Raw genomic sequence first — 10,392 nt, forward strand, 5'->3', positions numbered from 1 at the left:
AATGACGATGTATTAATATTTAAAGTGATCTGAAATGGCGGGGCATAGAAGGTTATTTTGAAAAATCAATCCGACATTTTCGTTCTTTTTTGTGCGCAGCCCGCGTGAATTAAAAAAAATGCGTCCGGTACAGGAAGTACCGGGGGTAGGGCAGAGCCCGCATCACAGCGAGGGAAAGACCCGGATAATATCCGTCTGGGTGAGAATACCCACCGGTTTCCCGTTCTCGGTCACCACCAGGCGGCCGATCTCGCGTTCCTTGAAACGCCGGATCACCTCAAAGAGCTTGATATCTGACGGCGCCTCGACCACATCATGGGTCATCACCTCTGCGGTCTTCGTCTCAAAGGGCAGGCCCCGGTCAAGGGCTTTTGTGACATCGCTTATGGTGATGATGCCCGCCAGATGCTCGTCATCTATGACCGGCGCGCCGTGGATGTGATGCTGGTTAAAGAGAGTGATCGCATCCCGAAGGGTCTGGGTACTCGTAAGTGACTTGAGCGGTGTGCTCATGTAGGCTTTTATCGGCTGCTTCGGGAGCGAGATCATCTCAGAGGTGGCGATAAGAAGCGACTGATTGGACTCATCTTTCCCGAAGACCTCCCCCCGGATCAGGAGCTTGTTCACCGGCGTCGGGCCAATCGTGATCTTGTCGCCGATCTTGAAGAGCTTTGCACTGCCGACGAGCTTGATGACCGCATGGCAGATGTCAGGGTGGCAGAGTGTGGTAAAATCGATCTCCTGCGCATGTGCCCCCTTCACCTCCGCGCCGTCACGGCTGATTGGTACATCGTAGTCCCCCCCGGATGTGTTCAGGTTGAGCTCCTTGTATGCCAGTTCGGTGGGGATATAGCCGCCCTTTGGCCCGGGGACCCCGTCCACAAGGCCGACCGCTTTTAAAGACTGCATCTGGTTACGCACCGTACCCGGGTTCCGCAGGATCATATCGGCGATCTCTTCGCCTTTGATGGAATGAGATTGCTGGTGGTAGAGGGTAATGAGCGTGATCAGGATATCCTTCTGGATAAGGGACAGCTCCATAACGATAAGACGTATCACTGTCTATGGATATATAGGTTGGAGTTTTGTGGAATTCGAACGGATGCCAACAGTGCCCACTGCAGATGAGATCCTTGATCGGAGCTTTCGCCGTGCAGCAAAGAAGCGTAAAGAGAAGACAAACAAGGATCGGGCAAACGAGGAATTTGTGCGAGCCGTCGGCGCGGCAATCCACGACCGGCTGGTCTACATCATCCGGGGGTTCCCCGAGTTTGAAAAGATCCCTCCCTTTTACCGGGAGATGGCGGATATCCTCTACGGGGTTGACAACATCAAGCAGTCCCTTGGGGCGGTAGGCTGGGCGGCAAAGCACACCAAGATGGTGGGCCACGAGATTGCCGTGCAGACCCGGAGGTCGACCGAGACTCTCGTGCTCCGGAAACGGGCGGTCGCACGCCTCGCCTCGATGGTCCATCAGATCGATAAGGATCTGCTGTTCTTAAACAAGGTGAGGAATACCCTGCGGAAGCTGCCCCACATAGAGGACGCATTTACGGTTGTGATCGCCGGTTACCCCAACGTGGGCAAGTCATCGTTTATCCGGCTCGTCTCGTCCGCGACCCCCGAGATCGCGTCCTACCCGTTCACGACAAAAGGTGTGATTGTCGGGCTCCGCGAGGAAGGCAGGATCCGCATCCAGTTTGTGGATACCCCGGGCATCCTAGACCGTCCCGCAGAGGAGCGAAACCCCATCGAACGGCAGGCACTTTCAGCGATGATGAACGTGGCAAACGTGATCCTCTTCATCCTCGACCCATCCGAGCACTGCGGGTACCCCATGGAGATGCAGCTGCGGCTCCTTGATGAGGTAAAAGGTATGGTGAACGTGCCGCTTATCGTTGTGGCAAACAAGTCCGACCTCAAGGTGCAGGAGGGTTATCTCTCCATGTCCACCGAAACAAAAGACGGTGTGGATGAGGTGCTCAAAGAGATCCTCAGCCACCGCAAGGCCTGGGAAGCATCACGCAAAGCTGATGAGAGCCAGGCCGATCAGAAACCCGATAATAGTCCCGCCGTTTAACGGGGGAAGGCCGGCCTGTGGTTTGCCGGACATGACAAAGTGGAGCAGGACGATAAGGCCAGCGATGGAGCCGATAATCGCCCCGAGCGCCGGCAGGTTGATGAGCCCGAAGTATTTTGTCCCGTGGACAAAGACGTTTGCTGAGACGACGAGGATCGCGGGCATGATCATGTCACCCATCCCGATAATAAAGGCGGAGCGCTCGCCCCCGTCAGTCAGTTTCCCGATCCCCTCCTTAATAAACGAGTAGTCCTTCCTTTTCGGGATCACAAAAAGGATCGGGGTCTTCTGGTCGATCACGCCTTCCGCGAGCGTGAGCATGTGTTTGGTCTTGTACACGGAGATTGCATCGTAGACCGCAAGGAGCACGAGAAGCAGGCAGACTGGCAGGATGTCAAGCGAGGCACCGAAGATCGCGGCCACCCCGGCGCCGAGCAGGATCCCAAGGCCGTCGATCACATACCATTCCGGGTATTTGTACAACAGGACCGTCGCGAGCACGGAAAGGATAAGCACGATGCCCGTTGTTATGAGGGTCTGGGCGGTCGTTGAATAGACCACAACCGCAGGCAGCACCGCCTCCCACCATTCCGTCGTTGCCACAGAGGTTTCGCCCATCGCTGCAAAGACTATTGCCGCGAAGATATACACGAACGTCAGGAAGAGCGCGATCGTGATGACGGCCCCGATCACCTTTTTTAGGTTGTACTTGATCAGGACGAGCAGGAACGCGGTGAAGACAAGGAGGATCCCGATGAAGATAAGCGGGTTCTCCATCGAAGTCGGGTCCTGGAAGGCAACGATCCCCGAGACCTGGACGGGAAGCGTGAGGAGCAGTGCACCGATTTCCACGGCGATGAGGAGGGCCGGCATTGCAAGGATGGGCATGAAATTCTTGAGCCTGGCAGTCAGGGTGTCCATGAAGGTGTCTCCGGAGGAATAGTTAGCTTAATGTTGTGCGCTCTATCATCTAAAAGCATGGACATTCCCGAGTATCTCCCCGACATCCTGCTTACGGCAGTGATGGTCATCTCCACCCTCTTTCTCATCCTGCGGTTCTGGCAGGACCTTACGATTGCCATTGCCGCCGCCCTCATGATGCTCTCGCTTGGCGGGCTCTTCTTGTCCCTCCAGATCAAGGTGCGGAACCTCGAAAAGAACGTGGTCACCCGGGAGCGGATGCTGCGCACAAACCTTGAGGAGATCTCAACCCGTATGACCCAGAAGTACGACCAGACAACTCTCCACCTAGACGATCTGGTCGGTGAGTTCTCAAAGCGGGTGTACAAATAAGAGCCCGGCCGGCTTAATAGTACGGCAGGAGAGATAAATCATGGGTGTCGCACTCCGGGATATCATCGCCGACTACAAGGTGCCGGTCACCTGGGAGGGGCTTTCCGGTGTGGCGGCGGTCGATGCGAACAACGCGCTCTACCAGTTCTTAACGATCATCCGGCAGCCGGACGGGACGCCGCTGATGGACCATCACGGGAGGGTAACCTCCCACCTCTCGGGGATCCTTTTCAGGATGGTCAACTTCCTTGAAAAAGGGGTAAAGCCGGTCTTTGTCTTTGACGGGAAACCGCCCGAGCTCAAGGATGCCACAAACGCGGAGCGCCGCAAAAGCCGGGACGAGGCCGGGATAAAGTGGAAGGAGGCAGTGGAGCGGGGCGATGACGAGGAGGCGTACAAGCAGGCCCGGTCGTCGACCCGGGTGGACGAGACTATCCTTAAAACCTCAAAGGAGCTGCTCGGCCTCATGGGCATCCCGTACGTGCAGGCCCCGACCGAGGGTGAGGCACAGGCGGCATTCATGGTGCAGCGAGGCGACGCCCGGTACGCGGTCTCGCAGGACTACGACACGCTCCTCTTTGGCACCCCCCTCCTTGTGCGCAACCTCACGGTGAGCGGGAAGCGGAAGATCCGGGGCCGGGTCGTGACCGTGAACCCGGAGCGGGTGGTGCTCGCGGATGTGCTCGCCGGTCTGAAACTGACCCGGGAGCAGCTCATCGAGATCGGTATCCTTGTCGGGACCGACTTTAACCCGGGAGCCGACGGCGTGGGGGCAAAGACGGCGTTAAAGATCGTGCAGAATGGAGAGTTTGCCGCAAAACTTGCCGAGAAGTGCCCGGGCTTTGATCCGGCGCCGGTGATGGAGTTTTTCCTGCACCCGCCGGTGACGAGCGATTACACCCTTGTGTGGGGCCACCCGGACACAGAAGGGATCAAACGCCTGCTCTGCGACGGGTACGATTTTGCCGAAGAACGGATCGATGCGGCGCTCGAACGATACACGGTAAAAGCCGGGCAGAAGACGCTGGAGAACTGGTTTTAAGAAAAGTGTGTCCGGGTCCGGATGAGCCGGGCGGACGGCAGAAAATGAGAGGCAGGGGGAAGTCTCCCCTGCCCGGTTACTTCTTTTCTGTTCCTTCGCTGCTTTCCATATGGTCGAGCACACGGTCCCACATCACGAGCAGGCCCGGGATGATCGCGTAGGCGAGCAGTCCTGCGCCGAGGAATGCCCCGGTGATGATGAGCTCGTTGTCCATGATCGTTGCCTCATGCAAGGGCCGGTACTCCGTCCGCCCAAGTCTCGATAACGGTCCGGATGGAGTAGTCCTCGTAGGACGTGATCGATACTTGTGGAGTAATGGTGCGGTCCCTAACGAACCGCCCTAACCAGCGACTGCCCGAAGCACTCACCCTCGTTAACCGCGGGGAGATGGAGACGGGTGCGTGGAGCGTAAGGAAGGGTTATTCCCACATCCTCTGTTCATCGGAATAAATCCGACACCGGTTCATGGCCGCGCTTGCGGGATCGGATACCGGATTCTGAACCCTTGGTAAAATAACGCGGGAAAAAAGAAGGGCCTGTCCGAACTTTTTTAAGGGATATCCTTACAGCAGGGGATCGGGAAGTTCCGGGCCATAGACCGGAAGTTTTGACCCTGACACGAGCACCGGCCGGTCTGACCTGGCGATCTTATCGAGGATCAGCTGCTTGCCCCTTTTCGTCAGCGCAAAGACCGGGACTGCGGTGCCGGCCTGCAGGAGTGCCTTTGCTCCCGCAATCTGCCAGATCCATTTCGAGGCGCAGGCTGTGATTATATCCGCGACCTCGACAAGCCGTTTGGCATCCGCCTCGGTGATGCCGCTCATATGTACCCCGAAGATGAATGTATCCGGGTGCTTTGCATGGATCGCGGCCGCCACATCGGCAGAAGCGACGGTGACCGCAACATGGGAAAACCCCCTTTCATAAGCACGGGACACCCCAAGCAACGGGTCGATCGTTGCATGTGCCCGGTCAAGGACAATTCCCCCGTCCTGCTCGATGCGGTCCATCTCTTCTTTTAGCGGAGAGGTACTCACGAGTCCCGACATCCTGCCGCCGATGCCCTGCACCATCTCCGGTGTTGTCACGATCACTGTTCCCGCCCCGTCGCAGGCAAGGACCGCCGCATCAAGACTCCCGGAGAGAATGCCGCAGCTGATCAGTTCGGACGCCCCGAAACCGACGAAGTCCACGCTCCCGCTGATCTTCCGGTGCGGCTGGCACATGCCCCACGAATTCATCCGGTGCTCGATGTTTGCCTTTACCGCATCCGGGGTAATTTCGTCAACGGGCAAAGCAAATTTTTTCGCAAGCGGGCAGTGGCGGAGCTTTGAGACCGAGACTTCGGCCACTTTTCCGTCTTTTATTACAATCTTCGATCGTCCCACCGCTTCGATCACGTGAATATCGTCTTCGTTTTCAGACATATGCAGCAGTCCCTCTTTTTTTCCCGCTTCCCGTTGGGGTATCATCCCGGCTATACCTTCGGGACGGATGCCGTCATTTTCGGGACGTAACGGTTGTTAACCAAAAGGAGTCTTTTGAGATTCATGGAATAATAATCCCGTGCATCCCCGCAATCACCGTTACAGCGCGAGCATGCGTTCGATGGCGCCGCGGGCACGGGAAGCGATATCTTCCGGCACCGTGATCCTTGGTTTGAGCGTGACCAGCGCGTCGCGGACTTTTACAAGATCAGTTTTTTTCATGTTCACGCAGACGGCTTTATCCGAGAGGGGATAACAGCGCTTGCCCGGGCATTCTTTTGCGAGCCGGTGCAGGATGCCGATCTCGGTGCCGATGATAAACTCGTTTTGGGGGTCAGATTTCACGTGGCTGATGATCCCCGAGGTACTCGCCACGTGATCCGCGAGATCGATGACATCCGGCCGGCACTCGGGATGGACAAGTACGACCGCATCCGGGTGTGCCTGTTTTGCGAGGGCCACATCGGCCGGGGTATAGCGGTCGTGGACAAGACAGAACCCTTCCCACGACAGGACTGTCTTTTTTGTAAAGCGTGCCGCGTACTGCCCGAGATTTTTGTCCGGTACAAAGATAACCGTATCCTCTTTCACCGAATTTACCACTTTTACCGCATTTGCCGAGGTGCAGCAGATGTCGCTCTCCGCCTTGACGTCTGCTGTCGTGTTGACGTAGCAGACGACCGCGGCCTCCGGATGGCGGGTGCGTGCGAACCTGAGCTCGTCTGCACTCACCATCCCGGCCATGGGACAGCAGGAATCCGGTGCCGGCAGCAGAACGGTTTTTTCCGGTGAGAGGATCGCGGCGGTCTCGGCCATAAAATCGACTCCGCAGAAGACGATAACGTCACCTTTCATCCCCACAGCAGCACGGGCGAGCTCCAGCGAATCGCCAATGATATCCGCGATGTCCTGCACCTCGGGGCGCTGGTAGTTGTGCGCGAGGATGATTGCGTTCTTTTTCTCCTTCTGCCGCAGGATCTCTGCCTGCAGCATGGTGATGTCCTGCATCAGGTAACACGCTCTCCCGGTTGTATCGTAGTAGTATGTCATGGTGCATCAAATACCCGTTGGCAGATAGTCATGCGGAAGATGGCCTGTACCGGGATGTTTATGCCCCCGGCTTTCCTATTATCTCATCACGACAATGAAAGTTATTCTGCCGGATCAGGGCATCCGGGTGATGGAGCACTGTCCCGGGACAGTCGGGGCGCTCCTGCACGAGATCGGGGCGAATCCCCTCGAGGTGATTGTGTCCCGGAACGGGAAACTCGTTCCCGAGGAGGCTACAATCGGCAGGGACGACGAGATCCGGATCATCCGTATCGCGCACGGGGGATAAGCCGGTGGAACCACATGCCGTACCCGGTGAGTCCCCGGTCTGCGCCTGCTGTGCAGAACCGGCAGTAGTGTACCAGCCGGTCATCCGGCGCTATCTCTGCGGCACGCACCTTGTCCGGGATGTGGAAGAGCGCGTCCGTACGACCATACTGGAGACTGGGCAGATCCATGCGGGCGACCGGGTCGCAGTGGGCCTGAGCGGGGGAAAAGACAGCACTGCACTCCTCGTAATTCTCTCGCGGCTCCTGCCAACATTGCCGGGTGCCAGTTTCGTTGCGATCACCGTGGACGAGGGCATTGCCGGTTACCGGGCCGACACCATGCGGGCAGCGAAGAGCCTGACACAACGGCTTGGGGTTGACCACCGTATTGTCACGTTTCGCGCACTTATCGGAGACGACCTCGATACCCTGCTCATCGGGCGCGAGACGCATGCCTGTACCATCTGCGGCATCCTGCGCAAAAAAGCCCTCGCGGATGCAGCGCGGGCAGCTGGTGCAACTTCGATCGCCACCGGCCACAACCTCGATGACGAGGCACAGTCGGTGCTGATGAATGCGTTCAGGGGCGATCTGCCCCGGCTTGTCCGCACGACGGGTACTGGTACATCGGAAACATTTCTCCCGAGGATCAAGCCACTTATGGCAATCCCGGAAAAGGAGATCGCGTCCTATCTCTTCGTGCAGGACCTCTTTTCGGTGTTGCCAGAGTGCCCGTACACGAAGTATGCCCTGCGGGCCGAAGTCCGCGCCCTGCTTTCAGACTATGAGTGCCACCATCCCGGGACTATGCAGCACCTTATCGAAAGCAAAAAAACGATCGAACAATATTGTGCAGGGACGCCGGTCATGGAACCCCTGCACCGCTGCCGGGAGTGCGGCGACCCCTGCTCCGGGGATCTCTGCCAGGTCTGCCGGCTCCGGCACTCATTGGGGAAGTGAGGGGGCGCCCTGCAGCCTTTCGGGATGGGAATAGACATTCATTTTTGTGCTTCGGACAAAGCCGATGACACACACCCCGTTCTGTTCCGCGATGGTGACGGCAAGCGTCGTGGTCGCGCCGCGTGAGACGACCACCGGGATGTTTGCAATCAGGGACTTGCGCACCATCTCCGATGAGATCCGGCCCGAACAGATAGCAAACGTCTGCGAAAAATCGATCCTGTTCCGGAGCCCGTAACCGATCACCCGGTCGAGCGCGTTGTGCCTCCCGATATCCTCGGAACGGGTGATGATACCCTTCGCCGACGCGAGACCGACGACGTGGATGCCGCCGGTCATTTTATGCAAATCTGATTCGAGCACATCTCTTACCATTGTCCGGATCAGTTCGGGGGAAAGGGAAAGGTCCGAAGTAATCTTTGGCAGTTTTTCGGTATCGATATAGGATGTGGCGCCCCCGCACCCGGAGAGGATAGTCTTTTTGGGGCCAAGCACCTTGAAGAGGTTCTTTGTGATGACGCTGATCCGGTTCTTTTCAATCCTGATGGATTCGATCTCATCGGCGCCCTTGATGATCTGTTCGGTAAACAGGTAACCGGTGACAAAATCCTCCAGATCCGTTGGGCTCATCATCGCGGTCATCGCGTGCCTGCCGTTCACGAACAGGGCCTCGGGGACCTCATCGATCACCTCGTGGGTTCCGGCTTTTGCCGATTCGCCATCGATTTTTATGCAGGGCAGGTTCTTGAACATCGGTATGGTCATCTGTGTCACCACGAGTGGTTGTCGATCAGGTTTTCCCGCCGGCAGGCGCGAGCACTTCATCCATGCTCCCGCTGCGGTATCCCTCGAGGTCGAGTGTCACGTAGGAGAACCCGAGCGCGGAGAGAGTGCCTGCCACCGCAGCATGCATATCCAGTAATGCGTGCATCTCCTCTTTAGGCACTTCGATGCGGGCAATTGTCCCGTGCACCCTCACCCGTACCTGCCGGAACCCTTTTTTATGCAGGAACGCTTCGGCCTCTTCGACCATGTGGAGTTTTTCTCCTGTTATCACTTCCCCGTAGGGAATCCTGGATGAGAGGCAGGCTGCCGAGGGTTTGTCCCAGAAGTCAAAGCCTCCGGCACGGGCGCATTCCCGGATATTGTTTTTGGTCATGCCGGCGTCAAGAAACGGGTGGACGATCCCCTCTTCGGTGCTCGCAGCAAGGCCCGGCCGGTGCTCCCCGGTGTCCGAAACGTTGATGCCGTCGGCGACACAGGCAAGTCCCAGTTCCTGTGCCCGCCGTTTCAATACCCCCGCCGAGGTCTTCTTGCACCAGTAGCAGCGCTCGGCGGGGTTTTTCGTGAACCGTTCGTCGTCCATCAACGTTAGCTGGAGAATCTCAAGATTGAGGTTATAATCACGTGCGATACGCTGCGCCTCGTCGATTGCTTCACGGGGGACAACCGGACTGTCAAGAAGGACGCACCGGCTTTTGTCCCCGAATGCCTCCCGTGCAAGTACCGCAAGCAGGCTGCTGTCCACGCCGCCGGAGAAAGCGACAAGCATGGACCCCCTCTCTGTAATTTTTCCGAGGAGATGTTTGCGACAGGCAGTAGTGTCCATAATACCTCCATCTGGTCTTAAAATCGGAGATTAAAATTAAATGAAATCAGCTGCCGCACCGGTGACTATCAGTACTGCTCCCGCACTGGTATTCCTCGCCCTCCCGGAGCTGGTGGCAGATATCGCAGATGCGCCGCACGAGGTTCACGTCTTTGCCCTCTTTTAAATCACGGGCAAGTTGTTCTATTGACTGTTTTATATCGTTCTCGAACTCGATGCGGTACCCGCGTTTCCCGGAGAGGTACTGGGAGACCGCCGACGGTGCGATCTCCAGTAACCGCGCCGCTTCAACCTGCGACACGCCGCATTTCACGAGCTCCACTGCGATAGCTGCACGGATCGCCGGCAGGACATCCCATACGATCTTCTGGCAGGGGGCTTCCATCATATCACAACTTTTAAATTATCACAATTGTTACATAATATGTTGTATTCACAATTGTGAATCAGTTGTGCGACAATAAAAAGCAATGTCTCATTTGCTTCAGAATGGGAAAACGGCGCGTCATCTTTGCGAGGACCGGTTCATGTGAAATAACCGGGCCAACCGGGATATACAGGGTGACCCCATTGTGACAACAAAAGAATAATCAGACGACGAG

Annotated in this window: 13 protein-coding genes; 5 read left to right on the plus strand and 8 right to left on the minus strand. The window is 57.1% G+C overall.

Annotation, left to right across the window (positions count from 1 at the left end; translation table 11 throughout):
• Window positions 1-162: 162 nt before the first annotated feature.
• Entirely contained in the window at window positions 163-1,041 is an 879-nt protein-coding gene (locus tag QZN75_RS07565; RefSeq protein WP_292426873.1) for a CBS domain-containing protein, read from the minus strand.
• A gap of 61 nt (window positions 1,042-1,102) precedes the next feature.
• On the opposite strand from QZN75_RS07565, the gene QZN75_RS07570 reads away from it, so the two are divergent.
• Complete coding sequence (locus QZN75_RS07570) at window positions 1,103-2,080, plus strand: GTPase (protein WP_292426876.1); 978 nt, start codon at window positions 1,103-1,105, stop codon at window positions 2,078-2,080.
• Here QZN75_RS07570 and QZN75_RS07575 read toward each other — a convergent pair.
• Window positions 2,021-3,001, minus strand: coding sequence for a presenilin family intramembrane aspartyl protease PSH (locus tag QZN75_RS07575; protein WP_292426879.1), 981 nt, complete (start codon window positions 2,999-3,001; stop codon window positions 2,021-2,023). The genes QZN75_RS07570 and QZN75_RS07575 overlap by 60 nt on opposite strands.
• Before the next feature lie 57 nt (window positions 3,002-3,058).
• Between QZN75_RS07575 and QZN75_RS07580 the strand changes: the two genes are divergently transcribed.
• Both QZN75_RS07580 and fen read left to right on the plus strand, forming a co-directional pair.
• On the plus strand, window positions 3,059-3,373 hold the full coding sequence (locus QZN75_RS07580) for a hypothetical protein (protein ID WP_292426882.1): 315 nt from the start codon (window positions 3,059-3,061) through the stop codon (window positions 3,371-3,373).
• 40 nt (window positions 3,374-3,413) lie between these two features.
• On the plus strand, window positions 3,414-4,415 hold the full coding sequence (fen, locus tag QZN75_RS07585; protein WP_292426883.1) for a flap endonuclease-1: 1,002 nt from the start codon (window positions 3,414-3,416) through the stop codon (window positions 4,413-4,415).
• Window positions 4,416-4,491: 76 nt separating this feature from the next.
• Here the strand turns inward: fen and QZN75_RS07590 are convergent, their stop codons facing one another.
• From QZN75_RS07590 to nadA, 3 genes are all read right to left on the minus strand, one after another.
• Window positions 4,492-4,629 (minus strand): hypothetical protein, encoded by a 138-nt coding sequence (locus tag QZN75_RS07590; protein ID WP_292426885.1) that lies wholly within the window; start codon window positions 4,627-4,629, stop codon window positions 4,492-4,494.
• Between the two features lie 349 nt (window positions 4,630-4,978).
• A complete protein-coding gene (locus QZN75_RS07595) occupies window positions 4,979-5,842 on the minus strand; it encodes a methanogenesis marker 8 protein (RefSeq protein WP_292426888.1) in 864 nt (287 codons plus the stop codon).
• Window positions 5,843-6,001: 159 nt separating this feature from the next.
• The gene (gene nadA / locus QZN75_RS07600; RefSeq protein WP_292426890.1) at window positions 6,002-6,952 is read right to left on the minus strand and encodes a quinolinate synthase NadA; all 951 of its coding nucleotides are present in this window, start codon (window positions 6,950-6,952) and stop codon (window positions 6,002-6,004) included.
• Between the two features lie 94 nt (window positions 6,953-7,046).
• Here nadA and QZN75_RS07605 point away from each other — a divergent pair, with 94 nt between their 5' ends.
• Both QZN75_RS07605 and QZN75_RS07610 read left to right on the plus strand, forming a co-directional pair.
• A complete protein-coding gene (locus QZN75_RS07605; RefSeq protein WP_292426892.1) occupies window positions 7,047-7,241 on the plus strand; it encodes a MoaD/ThiS family protein in 195 nt (64 codons plus the stop codon).
• A 4-nt stretch (window positions 7,242-7,245) separates the two neighbouring features.
• Window positions 7,246-8,181 (plus strand): TIGR00269 family protein, encoded by a 936-nt coding sequence (locus tag QZN75_RS07610; RefSeq protein WP_292426895.1) that lies wholly within the window; start codon window positions 7,246-7,248, stop codon window positions 8,179-8,181.
• Here the strand turns inward: QZN75_RS07610 and fdhD are convergent.
• The 3 genes from fdhD to QZN75_RS07625 all read right to left on the minus strand — a co-directional run bounded on the left by fdhD (window position 8,167) and on the right by QZN75_RS07625 (window position 10,175).
• Complete coding sequence (gene fdhD / locus QZN75_RS07615) at window positions 8,167-9,006, minus strand: formate dehydrogenase accessory sulfurtransferase FdhD (protein WP_366652810.1); 840 nt, start codon at window positions 9,004-9,006, stop codon at window positions 8,167-8,169. The two genes, QZN75_RS07610 and fdhD, sit on opposite strands and share 15 nt — an antisense overlap.
• Window positions 8,972-9,733 carry an ATP-dependent sacrificial sulfur transferase LarE gene (gene larE, locus QZN75_RS07620; protein ID WP_394339495.1) on the minus strand — a complete coding sequence of 254 codons (762 nt, stop codon included), beginning with the start codon at window positions 9,731-9,733 and terminating at the stop codon, window positions 8,972-8,974. Before larE ends, fdhD begins: the two co-directional genes overlap by 35 nt.
• A 103-nt stretch (window positions 9,734-9,836) precedes the next feature.
• Window positions 9,837-10,175, minus strand: coding sequence for a transcriptional regulator (locus tag QZN75_RS07625; protein ID WP_292426911.1), 339 nt, complete (start codon window positions 10,173-10,175; stop codon window positions 9,837-9,839).
• Between the last annotated feature and the right edge of the window lie 217 nt (window positions 10,176-10,392).

The sequence above is a fragment of the Methanoregula sp. genome (genome assembly GCF_003170075.1).
Lineage (GTDB): Archaea > Halobacteriota > Methanomicrobia > Methanomicrobiales > Methanospirillaceae > Methanoregula.

What these genes read in the sequence shown, in the direction of transcription:
- QZN75_RS07625 (WP_292426911.1), bottom strand. Translation starts at nt 10,175, where the DNA reads ATGGAAGCCCCCTGCCAGAAGATCGTATGGGATGTCCTGCCGGCGATC.
- larE (WP_394339495.1), bottom strand. Translation starts at nt 9,733, where the DNA reads ATGCTTGTCGCTTTCTCCGGCGGCGTGGACAGCAGCCTGCTTGCGGTA.
- QZN75_RS07580 (WP_292426882.1), top strand. Translation starts at nt 3,059, where the DNA reads ATGGACATTCCCGAGTATCTCCCCGACATCCTGCTTACGGCAGTGATG.
- nadA (WP_292426890.1), bottom strand. Translation starts at nt 6,952, where the DNA reads ATGACATACTACTACGATACAACCGGGAGAGCGTGTTACCTGATGCAG.
- QZN75_RS07565 (WP_292426873.1), bottom strand. Translation starts at nt 1,041, where the DNA reads ATGGAGCTGTCCCTTATCCAGAAGGATATCCTGATCACGCTCATTACC.
- QZN75_RS07605 (WP_292426892.1), top strand. Translation starts at nt 7,047, where the DNA reads ATGAAAGTTATTCTGCCGGATCAGGGCATCCGGGTGATGGAGCACTGT.
- QZN75_RS07595 (WP_292426888.1), bottom strand. Translation starts at nt 5,842, where the DNA reads ATGTCTGAAAACGAAGACGATATTCACGTGATCGAAGCGGTGGGACGA.
- fdhD (WP_366652810.1), bottom strand. Translation starts at nt 9,006, where the DNA reads ATGAAGTGCTCGCGCCTGCCGGCGGGAAAACCTGATCGACAACCACTC.
- QZN75_RS07575 (WP_292426879.1), bottom strand. Translation starts at nt 3,001, where the DNA reads ATGGACACCCTGACTGCCAGGCTCAAGAATTTCATGCCCATCCTTGCA.
- QZN75_RS07590 (WP_292426885.1), bottom strand. Translation starts at nt 4,629, where the DNA reads ATGGACAACGAGCTCATCATCACCGGGGCATTCCTCGGCGCAGGACTG.
- fen (WP_292426883.1), top strand. Translation starts at nt 3,414, where the DNA reads ATGGGTGTCGCACTCCGGGATATCATCGCCGACTACAAGGTGCCGGTC.
- QZN75_RS07570 (WP_292426876.1), top strand. Translation starts at nt 1,103, where the DNA reads ATGCCAACAGTGCCCACTGCAGATGAGATCCTTGATCGGAGCTTTCGC.